This window comes from Chromatiaceae bacterium (assembly GCA_024235395.1).
GTDB lineage: Bacteria > Pseudomonadota > Gammaproteobacteria > Chromatiales > Chromatiaceae > Thiosocius.
This window is the reverse complement of the sequence record JACKMK010000001.1, coordinates 1,007,043-1,032,056: the sequence shown is the minus strand read 5'-3', so window position 1 is coordinate 1,032,056 and position 25,014 is coordinate 1,007,043. Positions and strand designations below refer to the sequence as shown.

Annotated in this window: 27 protein-coding genes; 25 read left to right on the top strand and 2 right to left on the bottom strand. The window is 63.4% G+C overall.

All coding sequences use genetic code 11. The features are described 5' to 3' along the window. Positions 1-2 precede the first annotated feature (2 nt). The 7 genes from H6955_04855 to H6955_04825 all read left to right on the top strand — a co-directional run bounded on the left by H6955_04855 (position 3) and on the right by H6955_04825 (position 6,653). Positions 3-776 carry a 4Fe-4S dicluster domain-containing protein gene (locus H6955_04855; protein MCP5312860.1) on the top strand — a complete coding sequence of 258 codons (774 nt, stop codon included), beginning with the start codon at positions 3-5 and terminating at the stop codon, positions 774-776. Positions 777-801: 25 nt separating this feature from the next. After that, on the top strand, positions 802-2,022 hold the full coding sequence (nrfD, locus tag H6955_04850) for a polysulfide reductase NrfD (protein ID MCP5312859.1): 1,221 nt from the start codon (positions 802-804) through the stop codon (positions 2,020-2,022). A 73-nt stretch (positions 2,023-2,095) separates the two neighbouring features. After that, the gene (locus H6955_04845; protein MCP5312858.1) at positions 2,096-3,472 is read left to right on the top strand and encodes a cobyrinate a,c-diamide synthase; all 1,377 of its coding nucleotides are present in this window, start codon (positions 2,096-2,098) and stop codon (positions 3,470-3,472) included. A gap of 36 nt (positions 3,473-3,508) precedes the next feature. Then, positions 3,509-3,823 carry an iron-sulfur cluster assembly accessory protein gene (locus tag H6955_04840; protein MCP5312857.1) on the top strand — a complete coding sequence of 105 codons (315 nt, stop codon included), beginning with the start codon at positions 3,509-3,511 and terminating at the stop codon, positions 3,821-3,823. Between the two features lie 42 nt (positions 3,824-3,865). After that, a complete protein-coding gene (locus H6955_04835) occupies positions 3,866-4,981 on the top strand; it encodes a sulfur reduction protein DsrS (GenBank protein MCP5312856.1) in 1,116 nt (371 codons plus the stop codon). A 162-nt stretch (positions 4,982-5,143) separates the two neighbouring features. Next, positions 5,144-5,584, top strand: a complete 441-nt coding sequence (locus H6955_04830; protein ID MCP5312855.1) for a hypothetical protein — start codon at positions 5,144-5,146, stop codon at positions 5,582-5,584. A gap of 73 nt (positions 5,585-5,657) precedes the next feature. After that, on the top strand, positions 5,658-6,653 hold the full coding sequence (locus H6955_04825; protein ID MCP5312854.1) for a 2Fe-2S iron-sulfur cluster binding domain-containing protein: 996 nt from the start codon (positions 5,658-5,660) through the stop codon (positions 6,651-6,653). 33 nt (positions 6,654-6,686) lie between these two features. Here H6955_04825 and H6955_04820 read toward each other — a convergent pair whose 3' ends face one another. Further along, positions 6,687-7,289, bottom strand: a complete 603-nt coding sequence (locus H6955_04820; protein MCP5312853.1) for a radical SAM protein — start codon at positions 7,287-7,289, stop codon at positions 6,687-6,689. Between the two features lie 293 nt (positions 7,290-7,582). On the opposite strand from H6955_04820, the gene H6955_04815 reads away from it, so the two are divergent. The 13 genes from H6955_04815 to H6955_04755 all read left to right on the top strand — a co-directional run bounded on the left by H6955_04815 (position 7,583) and on the right by H6955_04755 (position 20,231). After that, positions 7,583-8,905 carry a 4Fe-4S binding protein gene (locus tag H6955_04815; protein ID MCP5312852.1) on the top strand — a complete coding sequence of 441 codons (1,323 nt, stop codon included), beginning with the start codon at positions 7,583-7,585 and terminating at the stop codon, positions 8,903-8,905. 138 nt (positions 8,906-9,043) lie between these two features. After that, entirely contained in the window at positions 9,044-10,771 is a 1,728-nt protein-coding gene (locus tag H6955_04810) for a c-type cytochrome (protein ID MCP5312851.1), read from the top strand. Between the two features lie 63 nt (positions 10,772-10,834). Then, positions 10,835-11,629 (top strand): uroporphyrinogen-III C-methyltransferase, encoded by a 795-nt coding sequence (gene cobA, locus H6955_04805; protein ID MCP5312850.1) that lies wholly within the window; start codon positions 10,835-10,837, stop codon positions 11,627-11,629. Beyond that, the gene (locus tag H6955_04800; GenBank protein ID MCP5312849.1) at positions 11,583-11,906 is read left to right on the top strand and encodes a cytochrome c; all 324 of its coding nucleotides are present in this window, start codon (positions 11,583-11,585) and stop codon (positions 11,904-11,906) included. The genes cobA and H6955_04800 overlap by 47 nt, the downstream gene beginning before the upstream one ends. After that, on the top strand, positions 11,903-13,147 hold the full coding sequence (locus H6955_04795) for a protein nirF (GenBank protein MCP5312848.1): 1,245 nt from the start codon (positions 11,903-11,905) through the stop codon (positions 13,145-13,147). The genes H6955_04800 and H6955_04795 overlap by 4 nt, the downstream gene beginning before the upstream one ends. Before the next feature lie 9 nt (positions 13,148-13,156). Next, positions 13,157-13,627: an Lrp/AsnC family transcriptional regulator gene (locus H6955_04790; GenBank protein MCP5312847.1), complete on the top strand. Its 471-nt coding sequence runs from the start codon at positions 13,157-13,159 to the stop codon at positions 13,625-13,627. After that, positions 13,624-14,169 carry an Lrp/AsnC family transcriptional regulator gene (locus H6955_04785; GenBank protein ID MCP5312846.1) on the top strand — a complete coding sequence of 182 codons (546 nt, stop codon included), beginning with the start codon at positions 13,624-13,626 and terminating at the stop codon, positions 14,167-14,169. Before H6955_04790 ends, H6955_04785 begins: the two co-directional genes overlap by 4 nt. Beyond that, positions 14,166-15,155 (top strand): Lrp/AsnC family transcriptional regulator, encoded by a 990-nt coding sequence (locus H6955_04780; GenBank protein ID MCP5312845.1) that lies wholly within the window; start codon positions 14,166-14,168, stop codon positions 15,153-15,155. Before H6955_04785 ends, H6955_04780 begins: the two co-directional genes overlap by 4 nt. A 10-nt stretch (positions 15,156-15,165) precedes the next feature. Beyond that, positions 15,166-16,383 (top strand): heme d1 biosynthesis radical SAM protein NirJ, encoded by a 1,218-nt coding sequence (gene nirJ / locus H6955_04775; GenBank protein ID MCP5312844.1) that lies wholly within the window; start codon positions 15,166-15,168, stop codon positions 16,381-16,383. A 1-nt stretch (position 16,384) separates the two neighbouring features. Then, positions 16,385-16,849 (top strand): hypothetical protein, encoded by a 465-nt coding sequence (locus tag H6955_04770; protein ID MCP5312843.1) that lies wholly within the window; start codon positions 16,385-16,387, stop codon positions 16,847-16,849. Beyond that, positions 16,846-18,399: a c-type cytochrome gene (locus H6955_04765; GenBank protein ID MCP5312842.1), complete on the top strand. Its 1,554-nt coding sequence runs from the start codon at positions 16,846-16,848 to the stop codon at positions 18,397-18,399. Before H6955_04770 ends, H6955_04765 begins: the two co-directional genes overlap by 4 nt. After that, the gene (locus tag H6955_04760) at positions 18,396-18,743 is read left to right on the top strand and encodes a hypothetical protein (protein MCP5312841.1); all 348 of its coding nucleotides are present in this window, start codon (positions 18,396-18,398) and stop codon (positions 18,741-18,743) included. The genes H6955_04765 and H6955_04760 overlap by 4 nt, the downstream gene beginning before the upstream one ends. Before the next feature lie 24 nt (positions 18,744-18,767). Next, the gene (locus H6955_04755; protein MCP5312840.1) at positions 18,768-20,231 is read left to right on the top strand and encodes an SCO family protein; all 1,464 of its coding nucleotides are present in this window, start codon (positions 18,768-18,770) and stop codon (positions 20,229-20,231) included. Positions 20,232-20,373: 142 nt separating this feature from the next. On the opposite strand, the gene H6955_04750 is transcribed toward H6955_04755, so the two are convergent. Beyond that, on the bottom strand, positions 20,374-20,556 hold the full coding sequence (locus H6955_04750; protein MCP5312839.1) for a hypothetical protein: 183 nt from the start codon (positions 20,554-20,556) through the stop codon (positions 20,374-20,376). Between the two features lie 383 nt (positions 20,557-20,939). Between H6955_04750 and H6955_04745 the strand changes: the two genes are divergently transcribed. The 5 genes from H6955_04745 to H6955_04725 all read left to right on the top strand — a co-directional run bounded on the left by H6955_04745 (position 20,940) and on the right by H6955_04725 (position 25,012). Beyond that, the gene (locus H6955_04745) at positions 20,940-22,259 is read left to right on the top strand and encodes a DEAD/DEAH box helicase (GenBank protein MCP5312838.1); all 1,320 of its coding nucleotides are present in this window, start codon (positions 20,940-20,942) and stop codon (positions 22,257-22,259) included. A gap of 216 nt (positions 22,260-22,475) precedes the next feature. Next, positions 22,476-22,949, top strand: a complete 474-nt coding sequence (locus tag H6955_04740) for a carbohydrate-binding protein (protein MCP5312837.1) — start codon at positions 22,476-22,478, stop codon at positions 22,947-22,949. 157 nt (positions 22,950-23,106) lie between these two features. Further along, positions 23,107-23,463, top strand: coding sequence for a hypothetical protein (locus tag H6955_04735; GenBank protein MCP5312836.1), 357 nt, complete (start codon positions 23,107-23,109; stop codon positions 23,461-23,463). A gap of 164 nt (positions 23,464-23,627) precedes the next feature. Next, positions 23,628-24,212, top strand: a complete 585-nt coding sequence (locus tag H6955_04730) for a DUF2796 domain-containing protein (protein ID MCP5312835.1) — start codon at positions 23,628-23,630, stop codon at positions 24,210-24,212. 77 nt (positions 24,213-24,289) lie between these two features. Beyond that, on the top strand, positions 24,290-25,012 hold the full coding sequence (locus H6955_04725; protein MCP5312834.1) for an ABC transporter ATP-binding protein: 723 nt from the start codon (positions 24,290-24,292) through the stop codon (positions 25,010-25,012). The last annotated feature ends 2 nt before the right edge of the window (positions 25,013-25,014 follow it).

Below are 25,014 nucleotides of genomic sequence, written 5' to 3'. Positions count from 1 at the left end.
GTATGAGTCAACCGACCGATCAGTCGCCCAACAAGGGGCGTCGTGACTTCCTGACCGGCGCGACCGGTGTCGCGGCGGCGACCGCGGTCGCCCCCGGCGTGTTCCTGCAGTCGGTGGCGAATGCCGCGCCACGCGCCACCGCCGTCACTGACGACGTGCGTTACGGCATGTTGATCGATACCACCAAGTGTGCGGATGGATGCAAGGATTGCGTCGATGCGTGTGACAAGGAAAACGGCTTGGACATGATCGGCAAGCCGGAAGGCGCAGATGACGCGGTGTGGGAAATGCAGCGTCCGCGTTGGATCCGCCAGGTGAAGCTGCAGAACAATCTCACCGGGCGTGTCACGACGCTGCCGATGATGTGCCAGCATTGCGAGAAACCGCCGTGCGTGGACGTTTGTCCGACCGGTGCTTCGTTCCGCCGCGCGGACGGTATCGTGATGGTCGACCGGCATACCTGTATCGGCTGTCGCTACTGCATGATGGCGTGTCCCTATAACGCGCGTACCTTCATTCACGAGAGTGTCGAGCTCAAGCCGACCGTTGCGCCGCGCGGCAAGGGTTGCGTCGAGAGCTGCAATTTCTGCGTGCAGCGGCGCGACAACGGTGGCACGACCACCGCGTGCCAGGACGCATGTCAGCACGGCGCGATCGTTTTCGGTGATCTCAAGGATCCGAACAGTGCGGTTTCCCAGGCCCTGGCGAAGTATCCGAACGTGGAGATCCGCGCCGATCTGAAGCTGAATACCGGCGTCCGTTACACCGACGTCTGAGCGTTTTCCGGAGAGAATTTCGGCAATGAAAAAGATTCACTACCGCGAATGGGATATCGAGAGTCCACGCTACTGGGGACTGCTCGCGGTATTGGCGGCGATTGTCGCGGTCGGCGGCTTTGCGACGCTCTACATGGAGCACGAGGGCCACTGGGTCACCGGCATGACCAATCAGATCGTGTGGGGCACGCCGCACGTGTTCGCGATCTTCCTGATCGTCGCGGCTTCTGGCGCGCTGAACGTGGCGTCGATCGGTTCGGTGTTCGGCCAGAAGATGTACAAGCCGCTGGCGCGACTTTCCGGCCTGATGGCGATCACGCTGCTGGTCGGCGGTCTGATCGTGTTGGTGCTGGACCTCGGTCAGCCGGGTCGCCTGATCGTGGCGATGACCACGTACAACTTCAAATCGATATTTGCCTGGAACATCTATCTGTACGTGGGGTTCATCGCGATCGTTGCGGTCTACCTGTTCACGATGATGGAACGCAAGGCGAACGACTACAGCAAGGGCTTGGGCGTCGTGGCATTCATCTGGCGCCTCGCGTTGACCACCGGTACCGGGTCGATCTTCGGTTTTCTCGTCGCTCGCCAGGGTTACGATGCGGCCATCATGGCGCCGATGTTCATCATCATGTCGTTTGCCTACGGGTTGGCGTTGTACCTGCTGGTACTGATGTTCGCGTTCAACAGCGAAGGTCGTCCATTGGGTGACAAGGTGTTGCGCCGTCTCAAGAATCTGCTCGGCGTGTTCGTCGCGGCGGTATTCTACTTCACGCTGGTGTACCACCTGACCAACCTCTATGGCACCGAGAACCACGAGTTCGAGGCGTTCATCCTGCGGGACGGCGGCGTCTATACCTGGACGTTCTGGATCGGTTGGGTGTTGCTCGGAATGCTGGTCCCGATGGGTATCCTGTTCCATCCGGCGCTCGGTACCCAGCGGGGTGCGATCACGATCGCGGCACTGCTGGTCGTGCTGGGCGGCCTGTCCGCGATCTACGTGATCGTGATCGGCGGTCAGGCGTTCCCGCTCAACATGTTCCCCGGTCACACCATCATCGAGTCGGGATACTTCGACGGTGTGAATGGTGCCGCGCGTCACTACTCCCCGTCGCTGCCCGAGTTCCTGCTCGGAATCGGCGGATTTGCGCTGGCCATACTGGCGACCTTCGTGGGCGTGCGTCTGCTGCAGTTCCTTCCGGCGTCGCTGTCCGACGAAGCGGTCGACCCGCATTCCGCGAATTGACGCGAAAAAACCAGGCTGAAAGGGAGACGGGGCGGCTGTTATAGTCGCCCCGTTTTTCGTTTGCGGTCGCATGATGGGTCACGTCTACATATCCGCCGCGCACAAGTCGTCCGGCAAGACCACGCTCAGCATCGGTCTGTGTGCGGCATTGCGCGCCGCCGGCAAGACGGTGCAGCCCTTCAAGAAAGGGCCCGACTACATCGATCCTCTGTGGCTCGGCCAGGCCGCGGGCCGTCCGTGCCACAACCTCGATTTCTACACCATGCAGCGTGCGGAGATCGACGATCTTTTTGCGACCGAGATGCAGGGCGCGGACATCGGTATCATCGAGGGCAACAAAGGACTCTACGATGGCCTTGCGCTGGACGGCAGCAACAGCAATGCCGCGCTCGCCGCGCAGCTCGGTTCGCCGATCGTGTTGGTGCTCGACAGCCAGGGAATGACCCGCGGAGTCGCTCCGCTGATCCTGGGCTATCAGGCGTTCGAACCGGCGATCAACATCGTAGGTGTGATCCTGAACAAGGTCGGCGGCAGTCGGCACGAGGCGAAGCTCCGTGCAGTGATCGAGCACTACACCGACGTGCGCGTGCTGGGTGCGGTGCAGCGCAGCGACGCATTGCTGATCAACGAGCGGCATCTCGGTCTGGTGCCAAGCAACGAACGCGGCGACAGCGAAGCGCACATCGAACGCATGGCGCAGGTAATCCGCGACCAGGTCGACCTTGACACCCTGCTGGCGATGTCCGAGCAGGGCGGCGTGCCCGGGGCTCGAACGGTACCCATATCGCCCGCTGGCGGCCCGCGCGTGCGCATCGGTTACGCGAGCGATTCGGCGTTCGGTTTCTACTACGCAGGTGATCTGGCGGCACTCGGTGCTGCCGGCGCCGACCTGGTGCCGTTCAGTCCCCTGCGCGATCGGCAGTTGCCCGCGTGCGACGCGCTGTTTCTCGGTGGGGGCTTCCCCGAGACCCATATGGAGCAGCTCGAGCGCAACGCCGACATGCGCGCCGCAGTTGCCGGTTTCATCGAACGGGGTGGTCCGGCCTATGCCGAGTGCGGTGGATTGATGTACCTGTGCGAACGCCTGACCTGGGCAGGAAAGACGCGTAATATGGCCGGCGTACTGCCGGGCGAAGTCGTGATGCATGCCAAGCCGCAGGGGCGGGGTTATGTCCAGCTGCGCGAGACGGCCGACCACCCGTGGCCGGGTTCGCCGGGGGAAGGCGAGCCGATTCCCGGCCACGAGTTTCATTACTCGGCGTTGGCGAACGTACCGGACGGTCTGCGGTTTGCATACCGGGTCGACCGGGGTGTCGGCCTCGACGGGATACACGACGGCATCGTCTACAGGAATCTTCTGGCCAGTTATGCGCACCGGCGCGACACCCGTTCGCACCCCTGGGCGCGGCGCTTCGTCGAGTTTGTCCGATCCCGCGGCGGCGGTGTCTGACGTGCTGCGACGGTTGATCGACTGAGAGGTGACGGTATGTTTAAAGTGACGCCGCAGGCGGCGAAGCAGGTCAAGGTCGCCGCCGAGCAGGGCGGTACGGTCGGAATGGCGTTGCGTCTGGCGGCGCAGCAGCGTGCGGACGGCAGTATCGACTACCGCATGGGTTTCGACGAGGCCACCGAGGACGATATACGTTTCAGCACCGAGGGGGTGCAGATCGTGATGGCCCCCGAGTACGTCCCGTTGCTGGATGCGGCGACGCTGGATTTCGTCGAACTCCAGCCTGGCGAGGCACAGTTCATCTTTCTGAACCCGAAAGACCCCAATTACGTCCCTCCGGCTGAGAACTGATCGGGCTGGCCCGCGACGGCGGGCGATCGGTAGATGACTGCAATAGAACTTTCCCAGCAAGACACCCTGCGGCTCAACGTGTTGTTGGCGAATCGCCCGCAGGCGATTCGCATCAACGAATCGACGATGACGGTGTTCGGGCTGTCAGAGAAGGGTGAGGCGCAGGTTCAGCTCAATCCTTCCGGTCGCCATGACCAGTATCTCAAACGCGTCAAGGAACTGTTGTCCGGGCACGTGCTCGGCTCGCCGGGCGGCTACCCGGTGTATCTGCAGCGTTGGACGCGCATGGGACAGATGCGCGACGACAGCCTCGAGCAATTGCTGCTGCTGGGTGAACCCGAGGCGGTGGTGGCTGCCGTTTCGGCCCAGGGGTTGACTGACGAGCTGGCACGCCGCGCCTGGTGGGCCATGGAAGACGCGTCCAACGCGCGCCATATGCTGGCCAAGGCCGCGGTCGTCGAGGGTGCGATGGGCCGCGTGCTTGCCGACTATCTCGTCGAACACCTGCCGTTCGAGAGCGAGCCGGAGCAGCAGATCGAGACGGTGCGCCTGGTGCTGCAACCCGGTTTGCTCGACGAAGACGCCACGCTCGGCCTGTGGCGCAAGGCGCAACGCAAGCCGGCGTATTACGTCGGCTTCATCGGCGCGTGTCCGGACGACCTGCCCGGCGCGGGCGGCGCGCATCCCGCACTCGCCGACCTCGGCCCGGCGCTGCAGAAGCTCGCCCGGGGCGGCAATCCGGTCGCCGCGCTGCTGCATCGCGTGCTATCGGCACCCGGTCAGGTGTTCGTCGACACCGTGTTTCGCATCTTCGACAAGCCGTCCAACCAGGATGTCGTCAACCTCGCGCTCGACTATGTCGCCGGGTATTTTGCCGCTGCCCGACCCGAGGGGCGTCCCGATGCGCCGCTGGAGGCGTTGATCGCGGAGGCGGATGCCTGGCTGACCCGGGATCCGGCGGCACGGGCGCTGGCGGCGGTGCCGCATATAGACACCGGTCTGCTGCGCGTGCTGCGGGTGATGTCCGGACTGGGGTACGGGGTCGTGCGGCCGGTGTTCGGCGACAGCACCGCGATCGGCAGTCTGATGCGTCGCAAGCTGCAGCCGGTCCTGACCCCGCTGCTGACCGAACTCGGTCGGCTGTCGGACAAAAAATAGCCCTACTTAACAGTGGCTTGGAGGCCCGCCCCGGTCGCCGGGCCAGCCGCCGCGATGGTTTCCACATACCGGAATGCGGTAATAACTGACCTTTTTGCTCTGGTATTTGCCCGCTATACTCTCGGTCATATATCCCATTTGGGATAAGGATCGGGAGAAATCATGGACCGCTTGCTCAGTCTTTCTCAGGCCGCCCGCATGGTTGGGGTACCGCGTCGCCTGCTGCAACAGCATATCCAGGAAGGACGGATCGAGGCCTTCGAGGGACACATTCGCATGTCGGAGCTGCACAAGGCCTATCCGCAGGCCGATGGCGATCGCTCGGGGATGCTCGAAAAGGTGAGCCGGATACGCGAGGCGGCGGTGTACAAGACCATGCACGATGCGCGTCCGAATCCGGAACACCTCGCGACCGAGTTGCAGCGGGCCCGGGTCGAGATCGAGCGTCTGCAGGACACGCTGCAGAGCTATCGTCAGCTGACCACCGAGACCGAGGAGCGCTTGTTGCAGCTGCAGGAGCAGTGCGACGCCCGCCAGGCGATGATGCTCGGCACCCTGGTCGGCTGGTTCATGAACCAGCTGAAGCTGCGCGAAACCCGCTGATTCCGGCGCACCGGCCACCCGATGGCGCGCGCCGCTTGGCGGGCGTCGCAACAGGCGCTAGTGTCGGCGGTAAATGGCGTATCGGATCACCGTCCGGCCCTCGGGCCACCAATTCGCGGCAGAACCCAGCGAGACGCTGCTGGAGGCGGGCCTGCGCGCAGGCCTGAACCTGGACCACGCCTGCGCCAACGGCAGCTGCGGTGCCTGCCATGCGCGCCTGCTGCGCGGCAGGGTCGAACCGGCGCGCCACCACGATTACCGCTTCAGCGAGACGCAGCGCGGCCAGGGCTGGCTGCTGATGTGCAGCACCCGTGCGCTCGGGGATGTCGAGCTCGAGGCACACGAGGTCGGCAGTGCCGGCGAGATCGCCGAGCAGTTCATCCGTGCCAAGGTCAGCCGGATCGAGCAACTGCAGGACGACGTGATGCAGCTGACGATTCGCGCGCCGCGCAGCAACGCGCTGCACTTCCTCGCCGGGCAGACTGTGTCGCTGGCACTCGAAGGCGGGCGTGCGCGCACCCTGGCGATCGCCAGTTGTCCGTGCGATGGCGTGCAGCTGCGTTTCCACCTCCGTCGCGAACCGGATGATCCGTTCAGCACCTTGGCGTTCGATGGGTTGCGCCGTGGGCACGAGGTCAGCCTGCGCGGGCCGCTCGGCAGTTTCACGTTGGACGAGGAGTCCGAGCGCCCGCTGGTATTCGTCGCGTGGGAGAGCGGGTTTGCCGCGATCAGCAGCCTGATCGATCATGCGATCCAGAAGGACGAGAACCGCTCGATCGATCTCTACTGGCTGTCGGCGATCGAACGCGGGCACTATCTGTCGAACTACTGCCGTGCCTGGCAGGATGTGCTGGATGATTTCCGCTATCACTCGATCGACCTGGCGCCGGCCGGCGAAGAGCGCATCGACGACGTGCTCGATCGCGTCGTTCGGGTGCATGCACTGTTGGCCGATCATGACTGGTACCTGGCGTTGCCCGAGGACGCACTGCGCGTCGCGCGGGATTTTCTCTACGCCGCGGACGTGCCGGCATCGCAGATCCGTCACACCCGGCTGGACCGGCCATAGTGGGCCATGCGGGCGCCGACTTTGCGGGCGGTGTCAGCCGACCACATCGAGTTCGCGGCGTCGAAATTTCGCGCCGCGCGCCTCGGCCAGTGCCCGGCACGCGCCGATGTCGACGCCCTCCAGGCCGTCGATCGCGGTCGCGGTGACGTCGTCGACGTATCCCGGCGCCAGGCTGAGAAAGTCCAGCACCGCGGCGAAGGAACCCCGCAGCTGCGGCAGGCAGTGTCGGTCGTAGACCGCGGCATCCTGCGCGTTCAGCGATATCGAAAGTGCGTCGACCACCGGCGCGAGTTCGGGCAGCACGTTGCGTTTGTGGACCAGGTTGGCCAGCCCATCGGTGTTCACGCGCACGCGTCCGCCGTGCGCCTTGACGTGAGCCGCCACCGCGAGCAGTACCTTGAGGCGCAGGGTGGGCTCGCCGAATCCGCAGAACACCACCTCGGCATAGCGTCCGGGCTCGTCGATCGACGCGATGATTTCCTGGGTGCTTGGGCGGTGGTCCAGTGTCAGGTCGTACGCGCGCACCCGGTGGGAGCCATTGTGTTTGGGGCAGAACGCGCAGCGCAGCGTGCAGCGGTCGGTGATGTTCAGGTACAGACTGTCGCCGATTTCGTAGCTGATGGTCTGTGTGGGCATGGTCGGTGTCCCGGTCATTCTGATGCCGAGTCGCCTGGTGTGACGACAAGGCCGCGCTTGATCACGATCAAGGCGGGTGGCTCCAGTATGCCGCAGTTTGCGGCACCATGATGTCGCATCCGTTTCGTGCCGCCCGCGGTGGCTGGTGGGTTGTCCTGCTCGGCCTGTTGCTGGTCGGCGGGGTGGGCATCGCAGGCGTGGATACGGCCGGCGCCGGTGCCTACGAAGCGGAACTGCGCGCAATCTTTCCCGATCTCCAGCGGATCGGAGAACCTGAGGGCACGCCGCCATCCGTGGCCGTCTACAGCGATGGCCAAGTGCTCGGTTATGCGCTGTTGACCACGGATGTCGCGCCGATCCCCGCCTATTCCGGCAAACCCATCGACACGCTGGTCGCGTTCGACACCGCCGGCCGGATTCGCGGCGTGCGCATCGTCGCGCACGAGGAGCCTATCCTGGTGGTCGGGATATCGGATGCCGACCTGGCCAGGTTCGTCGCGCAATACCTTGACCTTCCGCTCGCCGACGAGGTCAGGATCGGTGGTGATCCGGCGCCCGGTAGACAGGTCATCGACGGCATCAGCGGTGCGACGATCACCGCCATGGTGGTCAACCGGACTGTCGTGCAGAGTGTTCAACAGACGGCTGCGGCCCGCGGTCTGCTGATCGACGACGCCAACGGCCGTCGCTTCGCACCTCCCCAGCCGCTCTGGTTGACGCTGTGGCAGGACCGCGCCGTGGAGATAGCGGTACTGTGCCTCGGCCTCGCGATGCTGCTATTGATCCTGTTGTTCCAGGATTGGCTGGCCCGTCATCCGACCTTTCTGATCCGGGTCCGCACGCTCTATCTGTTGTTCACGCTGTTGTTCATCGGCGTCTACGGGTTTGCCCAACTCTCGGTCGTCAACGTACTGACATTCGTTAGCGCGCTGTTCGGCGGATTTCAGTGGGAAAGCTTTCTCATCGACCCGATGATGTTTCTGCTGTGGTCTTTCGTCGCGGTCACGATCCTGTTGTGGGGGCGGGGTGTCTATTGCGGCTGGCTGTGCCCGTTCGGCGCCCTGCAGGAGTTGCTGTACCGCTTCGGTCAGCGGCTCGGCATCCAGGGCAGGGAGTTGCCCAGCGTCGTTCACGAACGCCTGTTGGCGTTGAAATATATCCTGCTGCTCGGTCTGGTCGGCCTGTCGCTGCAATCCCTCGCGACCGCGGAACGTTTCGCCGAGGTTGAACCGTTCAAAACGGTGTTCGTCCTGCATTTTCTGCGCGACTGGCCATTCGTCGTCTACGCGGCGGTGTTGCTGCTCATTGGGCTGGTGATCCGCAAGGCGTTTTGTCGCTACCTTTGTCCGCTCGGCGCCGCGCTCACCTTTCCGTCGCGTTTCCGCATCTTCGACTGGCTGCGCCGGCGCAAGGAGTGTGGCCGGCCTTGTCAGACGTGCGCGCGGGAGTGCGAGGTGCAGGCGATCCGCCCCACCGGCGAGATCGTCGAGACCGAGTGCCACTACTGCCTGGACTGCCAGGTGACCTACTGGAACGATCGACGCTGTCCGCCGCTGGTCGAACGCCGCAAGAAGGCCGAACTTAAGGAACGCCTGGCGAAAAACCGGACGGTTTGATGCACGTCAACAGAAGACAGCGTTTTCGACCGGCTTGATATTCATCAAGGTGGTCGAACGGTGCCTGCCTAGCATGACATCTGCCGCGACACAGTCTCTCGATTCGACGCCCTGACTAAAGAGTAGGAGAAACGTCTGATGATTAGCAGAAAAGCCATTGGTGGTGCCTTCGCGCTGTCCGCCTTGATGCTGGCAGTGACCCAGGCCAGCGCGGCCACCAGCGGCCATCCGGGTACGCCAAAGGAGAGCATGGCCTACGAAGGGGCGCCGATCGCCACGGATCCTTCGTTGACCAAAGACCTGATCGGTGGTGAAGGCCCTCCGATGACGAAGGCCGAGTTCGATCAGGCCAAGCAGATCTTCTTCGAGCGTTGTGCGGGTTGCCACGGCGTGCTGCGCAAAGGTGCGACGGGCAAGCCGTTGACCCCAGATATCACGCGGCAGCGTGGTACGGAATACCTGAAGGCCTTCATCACCTACGGTTCGCCGGCGGGTATGCCCAACTGGGGTGCTTCGGGCGAACTGAACACCGACCAGGTCGATCTGATGGCGCGTTACCTGCAGCACGAACCGCCGCAGCCGCCCGAGTACGGCATGAAGGAGATGAAGGCGACCTGGAAGGTCGTGGTGCCACCTGAGAAGCGCCCGACCAAGCAGATGAACAACATCAACCTGGAGAACGTCTTCTCTGTGACCCTGCGCGACAGCGGCCAGGTTGCGATCATCGATGGCGACACCAAGAAGATCGTCAACATCGTCAAGACCGGTTACGCGGTGCACATCTCGCGGCTTTCCGCGTCTGGGCGCTACCTGTTCGTGATCGGCCGCGATGCCAAGATCAACATGATCGACCTGTGGATGGAAAAGCCCGATACCGTGGCGGAGATCAAGGTCGGTATGGAGGCGCGTTCGGTCGAGACCTCGAAGTACAAGGGCTGGGAAGACAAGTACGCGATCGCGGGTACCTATTGGCCGCCGCAGTACGTGGTAATGGACGGCGAGACCCTGGAGCCCATGAAGGTCGTGGGAACACGTGGCATGACGGTCGATACGCAGGAATTCCACCCGGAGCCGCGCGTGGCGGCAATTGTCGCGTCGCACGAGCATCCGGAGTTCATCGTCAACGTCAAGGAAACCGGCAAGATCCTGATGGTGAACTACGAGGATCTGAAGAACCTCAAGGTCACGGAGATCGAGGCCGCACGATTCCTGCATGACGGTGGATGGGACGCGACGCAACGTTACTTCCTGACCGCGGCAAACAAATCGAACAAGATTGCGGTGGTCGACTCCAAGGAAGACAAGTTGACCGCGTTGGTCGATGTGGGCCAGATCCCTCACCCGGGTCGCGGTGCCAACTTCACCCATCCGAAGTACGGACCGGTGTGGGCGACCAGCCACCTCGGGGACCAGACCATCGCCTTGATCGGTACCGATCCGACAGGTCACCCGGACCAGGCCTGGAAGATGGTCGAATCCATCAACGGGCAGGGCGGCGGCTCGCTGTTCATCAAGACCCATCCGAAATCCAAGAACCTGTATGTCGATACGGCGCTCAACCCGGTCGAGACGATCAGCCAGACGGTCGCGGTGTTCGACATCAACAACCTCGAAAAGGGCTATGACGTTTTGCCGATCGCTGAGTGGGCCGAGCTTGGCGAAGGTCCGAAGCGCGTCGTGCAGCCCGAGTACAACAAGGCGGGTGACGAGGTCTGGTTCTCGGTCTGGAACGGCAAGACTCAGAAGTCCGCGATCGTCGTGTTGGATGACAATACCCGTAAGGTCAAGACGGTCATCAAGGATGATCGCCTGATCACGCCAACCGGCAAGTTCAACGTATACAACACGATGCACGACATCTATTGATGTCCGGCCGGGTGCGGTTATCCCCCGCACCCGGCGTTGTGCCGTTGCCGGACGGGAACAAAGATGCAATTCCAAGGCAAAGTCTATTTGGTAGGGGCGGGGCCGGGCGATCCGGACCTGCTGACGGTCAAGGCGCTACGGTTGATGCGCACCGCCGACGTCGTGGTCTACGACCGCCTGATCGCAAAGGGGATCTTGGACCTGATCCCGCCCGGTGTGTCGCGTATCGACGCCGGCAAGGCGGCCGGGCGCCACAGTATGCCGCAGGACGAGATCAACGCCTTGCTGGCCAGTCTCGCGCGCCGTCGTCGCAGCGTGGTGCGCCTCAAGGGAGGGGACCCCTTCATTTTCGGACGTGGCAGTGAAGAGGCGCTGTATCTGCGTAATCAAGGGATCGAGTTCGAGGTGGTGCCGGGTGTGACGGCGGCCGCGGCGTGCAGTGCCTATGCCGGCGTGCCCTTGACCCACCGTGGCGTCAGCCGTGGCGTGCGTCTGGTCACCGGTCACTTCAAGAACGATGACCCGATCGATCTGGATTGGCGTGCGTTGGCCGACGCTGATGCCACGCTGGTGATCTACATGGGCAAGTCGGCATTGCCCCGCATTTGCGCCGAGCTGGTCGCGGCCGGCCTGGACCCGGCAACGCCTGCGCTTGCCGTTCAGGACGGCACGACGCCGAACCAACGTCGGGTGTTCGGTGATCTGCTGACGCTGCCGGAACGGGTGGTGGCGACCCGACTGGGCTCGCCGTTGTTGATCATCGTTGGACGTACCGTCGCACTGGCGGGCGAGCTCGACTGGTTTCAACCCCATGCGGAGGACCGCGACGGTGCGCTGGATCGTCTTGTGCTTGCTTAGCGCCGGTGCGCTGGCCGGACCGGACGCGGCGCGTCAGGTCGAACTGGGTCGACTGTTGAAACAGGACTGTGGCTCCTGCCATGGGTTGACCCTCCGCGGTGGCCTGGGACCGGCGCTGTTGCCAGGTGACCTGGCGGGCAAACCGGCCGCATTCCTGGAAAGCACCATCCTCAATGGACGTCCGGGTACCGCCATGCCTCCATGGCGGCCGCTGATCAGCGAATCCGACGCCGCATGGCTGGTCCAGCAGTTGCTGAATGGAGGGGTTGCGCAATGAGTGGTCGAGTGTTCGTGGAGGACCTGCCGGACCGCGAGATACCGTTGCGCGCCGAGCTGAAGACGGTACTGCTCGCGCTGGCCCTGCTTGCCGGTCTGCTCGGGTCGGTGATCGCTCAGGCGGCGGCCGACGACCTGCGTGGTACCGGTGATCTCGCAATCGTGGTCGAGCGCGCCAGCGGCAAGGTGCAGATCCTCGATACGACGCACAACAGGGCGATCGGCGAGGTCGAGGGCCTGGGTGACCTCTCGCATGCCTCGGCGGTGTATTCACGCGACGGCCGTTATGCATTCGTCTTCGGCCGCGACGGTGGGCTCAGCAAGGTCGACCTGCTGACCGCCCGACTGGTCGCGCGCACCGTTCAGGCCGGCAACAGTATCGGTGGCGCCATTTCACAGGATGGCCGCCTGGTCGCGGTGTCCAACTACACGCCGGGCGGCGTCAAGGTGTTCGATACCGAGACGCTCGCGCTGGTCGCCGACATCCCGGCCGAGTACGCACCGGGTCAACTGTCCAAGGTCATCGGTCTCGTCGATGCGCCTGGACAGCGCTTCGTGTTCAGCCTGTGGGACGCCGGCCAGATCTGGATCGCCGATATGAGCGATCCCAGGTCACCGAAGGTCGACAGGTTCACCGACATCGGCCGGAATCCCTACGATGCATTGATCACCCCGGATGGACGCTACTACATCGCCGGCCTGTTTGGCGAAGACGGCCTGGCGCTGCTCGACCTGTGGCAGCCCGAGGCCGGTGTCAAACGTATCCTTGCCGAGTACGGCAAGGGTGACGCCAAACTGCCGGTGTACAAGATGCCGCATCTCGAGGGATGGGCGGTCGCAGGCACCTTGGCATTCGTTCCGGCGGTCGGGCATCACGAGGTGCTGGTGATCGATATGCTGACCTGGCACCAGGTCGGTCGCATCCCGGTACACGGTCAGCCGGTGTTCGTCATGGCGCGTCCCGATGGCCGGCAGGTGTGGGTCAATTTCGCGGTGCCGGACAACGATACGGTCCAGATAATCGACGTCCCCAGTCAGAAAATCGTACACACGCTAAAACCCGGCCCGGGGGTGCTGCACATGGAGTTTGAGCCGCGCGGCGAGGAAGTGTGGATCTCGGTGCGCGATGCGGATCAGGTTCAGGTCTATGACACCGCGACCCTCGAGCGTACGGCGCAGCTGCCGGCGGAAAAACCAAGTGGCATTTTCATGACTGCGCGCGCGCAGCGGATCGGTCTCTGAAGATCGGCGATGGGCAGGGCAACGATCACATTGACCGAAACCGAACGTCGGCTGTTGGATGACTACCAGCGGGACTTTCCGCTCGAGCCGCGTCCGTTCGCGCGAATAGCACAGGCATTGGGCGTCAGTGAACAACAGGTCCTGGACGCGCTGGGGCACCTGCAGGAAAACGCGGTAGTCAGCCGTGTGGGTCCGGTGTTTCGTCCCAACCGGGTGGGTGTCAGCACGCTCGCTGCGCTCGCCGTTCCGCGCGAGTCGCTGGCTGACGTCGCGGCGATCGTCAATGCGTTCGCCGAGGTCAATCACAATTACGAGCGCGAGCACGACTACAACCTCTGGTTCGTTGTCACCGCGCGCGATGCCGCCCATCTGGAACGGGTGCTGCAGGCGATCGCGACCGCGACCGGCCTGCAGCCGCTCAATCTGCCGCTGCTCGAAGACTACTTCATCGACCTGGGGTTCCGTCTGCAATGGACATGACCGTCACGCCACACCCGTCGCTCAACGATCCGCAACAGCGCGCGTTGATCGAGGCGATCCAGCGCGGTTTGCCGATGGTCGCACGCCCCTACGCAGCGATTGGCGAGCAGATCGGTCTGAGCGAGCGTGAGGTGATCCGTTCGATCCAGTCACTTCTCGAGCAGGGTGTCATCAAGCGACTGGGCGTGGTCGTGCGGCATCGTGAACTGGGTTACGACGCGAACGCCATGGTGGTCTGGGATGTTCCGGACGTGCGTGTAGGCGAGGTTGGCCGCCTGCTCGGGGGAAAGAGCTACGTCACGTTGTGCTACAGGCGGCCACGCAGGCTGCCGGATTGGCGGTACAACCTGTTTACGATGATCCACGGCCGTGATCGCGAACAAGTGCTGGCGCGCGTCGCCGAGCTGGTACGCGATGCACGCCTGGAGTCGGTGGTACACCGCGTGCTGTTCAGCCGCCAGTGTTTCAAACAGCGCGGTGCCCGCTACATCGGTCCACCGGCGCCCCCGGGCGATGCAACGCCCGTAGAGGTCGCAGGATGATTGCGCTGACCGCAGAAGCGCGCGCCTTCATCAACGGTTTTCAGGGCGGTTTCCCGATTGTCGAGCGACCTTTTCAAAGTGTCGCGGCAAAGCTTGGCATGACAGAGACCGTCCTGATCCAGACTGTTCGGCAGCTGCTCGACGATGGCGTGCTCAGCCGTTTCGGGCCGCTGTACGATGCCGCTCGGCTGGGTGGCCATGTCACGCTCGCAGCGTTGGCCGCGCCGCCTGCGGAATTCGACCGGATCGCCGGCCAGGTGAACGGTCTGCCGGCCGTCGCGCACAACTATCGGCGCGAGCATCCGCTGAACATGTGGTTCGTGGTCGCGAGTGATCGACATTCCGGCGTGGAAAGTTGTCTCGCCGACATAGAGCGTATCACCGGGCAGCGGGTATATGACTTCCCAAAACTGCGTGAGTTCTACCTTGGGTTGTGGCTCGCTCTCGACGCAGACGGTGGCGTGGCCACGGTGCCCGTACCTCAAGCCCCGGCGGTTTCCGGCGATTTCCGGATCACGGCTTTTGAACGAGACCTGATCGCAGCGACGCAGGCCGGTCTGCCGCCGGTCGTCGAGCCGTTCGCGCGGGTTGCAGACCAACTCGGATCTTCCGTCGAAGCGGTGATGCAAGGTCTGGAGCAATTATTGGCGAACGGCGTGATTCGCCGTATCGGCGCCGTACCCAATCACTACAAAGTCGGACTGAAGGCCAACGGTATGACGGTCTGGGATGTACCGGACACGCTTGCAGTCGAACTCGGTGAACGTGTCGGTGCCCTCGACTTTGTCAGCCATGCCTATCTGCGGCCGCGGTATGCCGGCGTGTGGCCCTACAACCTGTTCGCCATGGTGCACGGGCGCAATCGCGACGAGGTGCGGCGCAAGGCCGACCGAATCGAGCAGATTCTGGCGCCGCACTGCCGTGCGCACGACGTATTGTTCAGCAGCCAGGTGTTGAAAAAGACCGGACTGCGTTTAGCCGCGTGAGGTCGATTCGATGTTTCGTCTGACCCGTTATCTGCAGGCCCTGGCCGATCCAAGCGCAGCGTCCCGGCGGCCCCAGGTCGCTCCGCCTACCGGTCCGGTCGTGATCTGGAACCTGATCCGGCGCTGCAACCTGACCTGCAAACACTGTTACGCGACCTCGGCCGACAAGGACTTCCCGGGCGAACTGTCGACCGGGCAGATCTACGAAGTGATGGACGACCTGAAGGCCTACGGGGTGCCGGTGTTGATCCTGTCCGGCGGCGAGCCGTTGATGCACCCGGACATCTTTGCGATATCGCAACGCGCCAAGTCGATGGGGTTCTACGTCGGACTGTCGAGCAACGGGACATTGATCACCCGAGACAACATCGAGCGCATTGCCGAGGTCGGTTATGACTATGTCGGTGTCAGTCTGGACGGCATGCGCGAAGTGCATGACCGGTTCCGCCGCCGTGAAGGTGCGTTCGACGAGTCACTCGACGGCATCCGGCTTTGCAGGGACGTGGGTATCAAAGTCGGGCTGCGGTTTACGCTGACCCGCGACAATGCCCGCGACCTGCCGGCGCTGCTGAAGCTGCTCGACGACGAGGGGCTCGACAAGTTCTATCTCTCGCATCTCAACTATGCCGGTCGTGGCAACAAGAATCGCGGCGACGACGCCCATCACAAGATGACCCGGGCGGCGATGGATCTGCTGTTCGATACCTGCTGGAACGCGATTCGCGGTGGTCGCCCAAAAGAGTTCGTGACCGGCAACAACGATGCCGACGGCGCCTACCTGTTGCAATGGATCGAGCGCAACCTGCCGGAACAACGCGACCGTGTCTACGCGATGCTCGAGCGCTGGGGCGGCAACGCCTCCGGCGTCAACATCGCGAACATCGACAACCTTGGCAACGTGCACCCGGATACCATGTGGTGGGACTACACCTTGGGCAGTGTCAAGCAACGACCGTTCTCCGCGATCTGGGAGGACGTCTCCGACCCGTTGATGGGCGGTCTCAAGCTCGCGCAGCGCCCCGTCGAGGGCCGTTGCGCACAATGCCGCTATCTCAAGCTGTGTCGTGGTAACAGCCGCACCCGGGCCTGGCAGCTGACCGGCAATCCGTGGGCGGAGGACCCCGGCTGCTACCTCGACGACGACGAGATCGGCGTGATCTCGACGAATGGTCGCGTGGAAGTGACCCCTTATCGGCACCGCGGCCGCGCGGCGACCGGGCGTAACTGAGGTGCAGCGCCTGGGCTGGGTCCTGGCGGCCGTGTTCGCGGGTACCACCGCGCTGCTGGTGTACCTTTTCGTGGTGCGCGGCAGCGTGCTGCCCGCCAGTGACTGGCGTATGGCCATCCAGTTGTCGCCCGGCGAGAGGGATCTCGTCCTGGGCGAGATGCGTGGCTTTCTGGTCGCTGTGCAGGCGATCGTGCAGGCAGTCGTGGATCAGGACGCAGGGGCCGTCACGGTGGCGGCACGCCGGGTTGGTGCCGAGGCACAGCACGGCGTCCCGGCCAGCCTGGTCGGCAAATTGCCAATCGAGTTCAAACGCCTTGGTTTCGACACCCATGGTCGGTTCGATCAGCTGGCCCTGGATACCGAACAGTTCGGGGATACCTCCCAGGTATTGGGTGAGCTGTCGACTTTGCTGCAGAACTGTACCGCGTGCCACGCGACCTATCGTATCGATCTGGAGCAACCATGAAGTACGCCTGGCGCGCGGCCTGCGGGCTCGTGCTGATGTTCGCAGGGGGTGCGGCGCTGGCTGATGATGCGCCGGGCCTGTTTCTCAAGCACTGTGCCCAGTGTCACGGCGCCGACCGCCTCGGTCTGATGGGGCCGGCATTGCTGCCGGAGAACCTGACCAGACTGAAGAAGGCCGCCGCGATCGAGACGGTCACCAACGGGCGTGCCGCGACCCAGATGCCGCCGTTCGGCCAGCTGCTCGACCGGCAACAGATCATCGACCTGGTGGACTACGTCTACACGCCGCTGGCCGAGGTGCCGTCGTGGGGTGTCGACCAGATCGAAGCGAGTCGCACGGTGCTGATCGCGCCGGATGACCTGCCGGACAGGCCGGTACATGGCGCCGACCCGATGAACATGTTCGTGGTCGTGGAACTCGGCGATCATCATGCGACGATTCTCGACGGCGACACGTTCGAGCCGTTGACCCGGATCAAGACGCGTTTCGCGCTGCATGGTGGACCCAAGTACTCCCCCGACGGCCGGTTCGTGTACTTCGCATCACGCGACGGGTGGGTCAGCAAGTTCGATATGTGGAGCCTGCAGCTGGTGGCCGAGGTGCGAGCCGGTATCAATACGCGCAACCTCGCGGTGTCGTCGGACGGTCGCTATGCGATGGTCGCCAACTACCTGCCGCACAACCTGGTACTCCTGGACACCGCCGATCTGCATCCGATCAAGGTGATTCCGGTACAGGACGACAACGGCAACAGCTCACGTGTCAGTGCGGTCTATGATGCCGGGCCGAGGCACAGTTTCGTCGCCGCGCTGAAGGACATCCCCGAGGTCTGGGAGGTCCTGTACGCCGACGACCCGCTGCCTGTCTACAACGGCCCGATGCACGACTACCGGATGGGCGAGGGCGTCGCACGCCAGCAGGGTCGTTTCCCGGTGCGCAGGATCAAGCTGGACGATTACCTGGATGATTTCTTCTTCGATCAGTCCTACCGCTTGCTGATCGGCGCGGCGCGCAATGCGAAGAACGGCCAGGTTGTACAGATGGATGTCGGCCGCAAGATCGCCGAACTCGAACTCGACGGCCTGCCACACCTCGGTTCTGGGATTACCTGGGAGTACCAGGGGCGTACCGTGTTGGCATCGCCGAATCTGAAGAAGAGCGAGGTCAGCATTATCGACATGACGACCTGGAAGACGATAAAGCGTATCCCGACCGAAGGGCCGGGGTTCTTCATGCGCAGCCATGAGAACACCCCGTACGCCTGGGTAGACGTATTCTTCGGCCCCAACAAGGATAAGGTGCACATCATCGACAAACGCACGCTGGAGATCGTCGAGACCCTGCAGCCGGAACCCGGCAAGACGGCGGCCCATGTGGAATTCGACAAGGACGGCCGGCATGCGCTGCTCAGCATCTGGGACATGGACGGCGCGGTGATCGTATATGATGCGGCGACCCTGAAACCGGTCAAGCGACTGCCGATGGTGAAACCATCCGGCAAGTACAATGTCCACAACAAGATAACGCGTTCCTCGGGGACCAGCCATTGAACAATCGGAAAACGATCTGCAGCGCGCTGTTTGTGCTCGCATTTTCGGCGGCAGTTCCCGTGAATGCCGACGACGACCCGCGTTACCTGGCGGTCGCCGGCCTTGGGGAGCTCAATGGTGTCGCCTTGCAGTGCAAGTATCTGGATCAGGTCAGGCGCATGAAGGCGGCGGTGGTCGAGCATGCCCCCAAAGAGCGCAGTTTTGGCCTGGCGTTCGATCAGGCCACCAATGATGCGTTTCTCGCCTTCGCCAGGAACAACGATGTATGCCCGTCCCACGACGGCCTGGAACGCAAGGTTGGACATCAGATCGACCGGCTTGCGGAGGCCTTTGCGGCGCGCTGAACGATTGCGCGTTCCGGTATCACGATGAAGACAGTCGACGGTGTGATCGCACCGCTTGCCCGAAACCCCTGGCTCACATTGGCATTGCTGGCGGCGTTACTGCCATGGCGTGGTGTGTCTGCGTCCGAGGTGCCGCGGGTCGTGGTGAGCAGCAAGCCGCTGCACAGTCTTTTCGCGCAACTGATGCAGGGAGTTGCAGAACCGCAGCTGTTGATCGATGGTGAGACGGCGCCTTGGCGCTTCGCGCCGGACAGTGCGCAGGAGGAGGCGATTCGCAACGCCGATCTGGTGGTGTGGACCGGGCCCGAGCTGGAACCGGGGCTGGCGGCGCCGATTTCCAGGCGTGCTGCGCCGGGTGGCGTGTTCGAGGTGTTGGGCAGCGATCGTCTGAAGGTGCTGCCGGTGCGCGACGACGAGGGACTTCGTGACCCCTTTTACTGGCTGGACACGCGCAACATGCTGATCCTGCTGGATCGCTTCGGCGAGCGCCTGGTTGCACTGGATCCCGACCGACGTTCGGCCTACGAACGCAACTGGCAGCTTGCGGCCGCGTCGCTCTCCGAGATCGACCGGGCACTGGAGTTCGGCTACCGCGACGTCAGTGGCGTCCCGGTGTTCTTTTATCACGACACCCACCGCTATTTTGCGCAGGCCTATGCGATGCATGTCGCAGGTGCGGTCGTGCACCTGGCCGGAGGAGAACAGACCGACACCGCTTCACTGTTGCAGGTGCGCAGTGCGATGCTGTCCGCCGGTCCCTCTTGCCTGTTCATCGAAACGGGTCTCGAGGAACCCCATCTGGACCTCCTGCGCGAGGACACCGATGCGACAGTGGTCGAGCTCGATTCCTTCGGCACCCATCTGCCGGCCGGTGCGGATCTGTATGTCGAACTGATGCGGCGCAATTTCGCGGCGTTGTCGCAATGCATTCGTCGCCAGCGACCGGCCGACTCGCACAGCGCGGTTTTCGCAGGACCCGACCTTGCGCGTTCGCCGGGTCGCTACCAACCGCGCTATCTCTTGATGGATCAATATGGCCGCAGCGTCTCGAACGAGGACTTTCCCAATCGGCTGCAACTGATCTATTTCGGCTACACCTTTTGCCCGGATGTCTGCCCGACATCGCTCACGGTGATGACGCAGGCACTCAAGATCCTCGGTGACCAGGCCGAACAGGTGCAACCGATTTTCATCACTATCGATCCGTTACGTGATACGCCCGGGGTGTTGGGTCGATACGTGGCCTATTTCGATCCGCGGATGCTGGGTCTGTCGGGGAGCCCGGAGGCGACCCAGCGTGTTGCGGAGCTGTTCCGCGCCCGCTACGAACGGGTCGCATCCGACAGCGGCGATCCCGATCGTTACACGATGGACCACACCGCGAGCCTGTTCGTACTCGGTCGGCAAGGCGAGTTCGTCACCAAGTTCGCACACGGTCTCCCGGCCACCGAGGTCGCGGCACGGTTGCGCGAGTTGCTCGAGGACTAGCGTCGTTCGCAACGTCGGGGATAACACAGGCTTTGCGGCTACACCGCGGGCTGCGATGCAGGGGGCAGCAAGACCGCTACCGCGGCGGGTTGGGGATCAATCGGTCACTTCGCGTGTCTGTATGTCAGGTTCCCGCGACCGATCAACCGAGAAACTGGGCCTGCCGGCGCATTTCCGCGATCACGTGGGTGGCCGGGTAGACGGTACGTCCGACGCGTATCGTGCTGCGTGCGGTGCGGCCCAGAGGCGTGTGCAGAAGCCCATCGCTGCCGACGAAGAAGTGTTGTTCAAGGCATTTGCGCGCCAGGTCTTCCAGCTCTTTCATGAGATCGCTCGTGTTACGGGGTATCCGGGTGGTGGCCCTATGAACCATATTCGGCCGCCACCTGCAAAAACTTTAGTTCCGATGGTGAATAAGACCAGGGAGCGATCAGGGTGGTTCCGTGCGGCGCGAAACGATTGCGGGGTGATCCGGGTCGCATTAACGCGATGCGGTAACGTCCGATGTGAGCCGCGGGTGTGCCGGTCGGTAAAAAGTAGCCATTGAAATTTCCGTCAAACTGCGTATCCTCCCGGCCAGTCGCACATTCCGGTCGGTGCCCCTGTCTCGCGATCGTCTCCCTCCACGAAAGACCCTCCCGAACGATTTTCAGCTCCGCCTACGACCGGCGCCGTGACCAACACGGCTAGGCTGGAACAGGAGCAACCATGCCATTTAACAAACTCGGCCTGATGGCCGAACTTCAGCGTGCCGTTTCGGCGCAGGGTTACGAGCGTCCCACGCCGATCCAGGAGCAGGGTATCCCCTTGATTCTCAAGGGTCGTGACGTGCTTGCCGGTGCCCAGACCGGTACCGGCAAGACCGCTGCGTTCACACTGCCCATGTTGCAGCTGCTGACCCGCCGCGGCCACCCAAAGACGTGCGCCGACAATGCGCCCCGCGCGCTGGTGCTTGCGCCAACCCGCGAGTTGGCCGCGCAGGTCGGCGAGAGTGTCGCCACCTATGGCGCCCATCTGCCACTCAAGAGCACGGTGGTGTTCGGCGGTGTGAATATCAATCCGCAGAAGGACGCGTTGCGCCGCGGCGTCGACATCCTGGTGGCCACCCCGGGCCGGTTGCTCGACCATGCCGGTCAGCGCACGGTGGACCTTTCGGCGGTCGAGATCCTGGTGTTGGACGAGGCCGACCGGATGTTGGATATGGGCTTTATCCACGACATCCGCAAAGTGCTTGCGCTTCTGCCGAGACGGCGTCAGAACCTGCTGTTCTCGGCGACCTATTCCAACGAGATAAAGCGGCTTGCCGACGGTCTGCTGCACAACCCGGCGATGGTCGAGGTGGCGCAGCGCAATACCGCCGCGGAGACCGTGACCCAGCATGTGTATCGGGTGCACAAGGACGCCAAGCGCGACCTGTTGATCCACCTGATCGACGAGGGGCAGTGGTTCCAGGTACTCGTGTTCAGCCGTACCAAGCATGGCGCCAACCGACTTGCCGAGCAGCTCAATCGGGCCGGCATCGAGGCGGCAGCGATCCATGGCAACAAGAGCCAGGGCGCGCGCACCAAGGCGTTGGCCGGTTTCAAGGACCGCAGTCTGCGGGTCCTCGTGGCCACGGATATCGCCGCACGCGGGCTGGATATCGACCGGCTTCCGCACGTGGTGAACTATGAGCTGCCCAACGTGCCGGAAGACTATGTGCACCGCATCGGACGAACCGGTCGCGCCGGCGAACAGGGTGCCGCGCTGTCGTTGGTGAGCGGTGACGAGGTCAAACTGCTCGCGGACATCGAGCGCCTGCTGAAAAAGCAGATCCCGGTGGCACCCATGCCGAAGTTCGAGCCCAAGCCGCTGGCACCGGAGCAGAAGCCGCAGGCGCAGCAGGCCCGCAAACGCGCAGGCGGCCAGCCACGGCACGCCAAACCGGGCAGCGGCCGTAATCACCCGGCCGGCGCCGATGCTCCAAACGCCGCACGCAAGCGGCGGCCACGTCGACCGGCTCGCCCCGTTTCGGGAAATGTGCGTTGAGTATCGATCGTCACCCGGTTTCGGGTTATCGGTACGCGGTCCCGGTGTAGACGACGCGCCGAATCGGCCGGTCCTTTGGAGGCCGATGCCGTCTCGATAGTCGCAGGATGCGATGCACGGGTAGCGGGCCCAAGCCGGCGTCTATGCTTGTTCGAGGCGGTTGGTCGCTGCGGCGGCGGTCGATCGCGGGTTGAGCGCGAAGGGAGGATATTGAAGGTGCGAAAAAGAATTGTACCGATCGAAGGCACGCCATCTCCCGATGAAGATGGTGACTGGCTCGATCTCGGCGCACTGGCGGAGGTCGAGATCAGTTCAGAGGATCCCGCATATCCGATCGAGGCGGCCCTGGTACCCGGTCACGAAACGGGCTGGCGTGCAGGCAAGCCCGGCCGGCAGGTGATCCGGCTGCTGTTTTCGCCTGCACAACGGGTGACGCGGATTCGGTTGCATTTCGAGGAGACGTCGGTCGCGCGCAGGCAGGAGTACGCGTTGCTGTGGTCCCCGGAGCGCAACCAGCCGTGCCGGGAGATCGTTCGCCAGCAATGGAACTTCAGCCCGAGCGGTGCGACCGTCGAGATCGAGGATCATCGGGTCGACCTGCCCACGGTAGCGGTACTGGAGCTGGTGATAGATCCAGGCTCCGAGGGCCAGGCGGTGTTTGCGTCGATGGAAAGCATGCAGGTCGCCTGAGACAAAGCGTGTCGGACGCGCCGGCTGTGGGCGTCGTTTCGGCAACCCGCGTTCACCGCTCCGGTTGCGACTGAACGTGCCGGTCCGGCAAGCGGGCTCCGCGAGTCCAGTGGTGGCCAGGACCGCCGCTTGCGCGCATCGAAGGGGCCACGCTAGCATGGCGGCGTCTTCGTTCCACGACGGGCATCCGGTGAACCCAGACCGTACATGGCTTGAGCTGGCCAGACGCAGTCTGCGCAATCGCGCTACCGCGTGGCTGCTGCTGTGCGGGCTCCTGCTGGGTCAGTCGGCGCTGTACCTGCATCATCTCGAACATGCGCTGCATGCAGACAACGATGCCTGCAGTCTGTGCCTGATCGGTGAACACACCAGCGCCGGCCCGCTCGCGGCTGCTTCGCTGTCGTATCCACCGATTGGCCACGACCTTGTCGTCCATTGCCTTCCTCCCTCCGTATTCCGATGTGACCAGCACGTCTTCCGTGCACGGGCACCGCCCGCCCTGCTTCCCGGTTAACGCGCGCTGACGACGCGGCCATCTGGACCGGCCAACGATCTCCGCGGTCCCGGTGTGTCGTCGCAACTTCGTCGGCGAGATTCCGCTGCGGTTGCGAGGCAGCATCCGTAGCACGCTTTGCCGCAGGTCGTTTCCCATTGGTCACCCGTTATGGAGCACCCGTCATGTCACTGAAAATGAGCCGTATTGCGCTTGTCATCGTTGCCACTGTGCTGGCAGGCGGCGTCGCCGCCGACGCTGCCCAGGAACATCGTCAGCATGGGGCGCACGTCCATGGTGTCGGCAAACTCAATCTGGTCGTCGATGGTGGCGAGGTCGATATCGAACTCGAAAGCCCGGCTGCGAATATCGTCGGTTTCGAGCACGCCGCCTCATCTGAGCAAGACCACACCGTCCTGGAGCGGGCCATCGCCCTGCTGCGCGATGGCGATCGGCTGTTCCGTTTTCCTAAGGCCGCCGACTGCCGATTGGTTCATGCCGATGTCGAATCCGCGATGATCGGGCGACATCACGAACAGGAAACACCGCCACAAGCGCATGAATCCACGCCTGAACCGCATGCGGGTGAACATGCGGACATCGATGCCGTATATCGCTTCGAATGCCGTGGACCGGACGGGATCGATCGGCTCGGCGTCGACCTGTTCACGGCGTTCCCGGCAACGGAGCGCCTGGACGTGCAGTTCATCTTTGCCGGTCGGCAGGGCGCGGCAACACTCGATGCCTCGAACCCCGTCTTGACGTTCTGAAATGCGATGTGACGGTCGTCGGACCTGGCGTCGTCCGTTCGACCCGAACGCGCGATCGACTGAGAGGAGTGCGCACTTTGATCATAGGGATCTCTGATCTCCACTACCGCTGGACCAGCGATGGACCGGTGGTGCTGGCGATCGATTCGCTCTCGGTCGAACCGGGAGAACGCCTGTTCATCGAGGGACCCAGCGGTAGTGGCAAGAGCACCTTGCTGAGCCTGCTGGCGGGTGTCATCACGACGCGCCACGGATCGGTTCAGGTACTGGGCAAGAGGATGGAACGGCTTGGCAGTGTCGAGCGCGATCACTTCCGCGCCAACCATGTCGGATACATCTTTCAGATGTTCAACCTGATTCCCTACCTTTCGATCGTCGAGAATGTGCTGTTGTCCTGTCGCTTCTCTGCGCAGCGTCGGGAAAGGGCCATCGCTCGGGGTGGAAGCCTGCAACGCGAGGCGATGCGCCTGCTGGAACATCTCGACATGGCACATCCGCAACTGCTGCACCGTCCCGTCACGACCTTGAGCGTCGGGCAGCAGCAGCGTGTGGCCGCGGCACGGGCGCTGATGGGTTCACCGGAGCTGTTGATCGCCGATGAGCCGACATCGGCGCTCGATGCCAACCGGCGCGAAACGTTCGTCCGGCTGTTGTTCGACGAATGCCGGGATGCGGAGTCGACCCTGGTGTTCGTCAGTCACGATGCGTCGCTGGAACGCATGTTCGACCGTACGGTAAAGCTCACCGACTGCCAACGGCTTACGGATGATCCGCTCGGCGCGGCCGCGACAGGGACATAGCC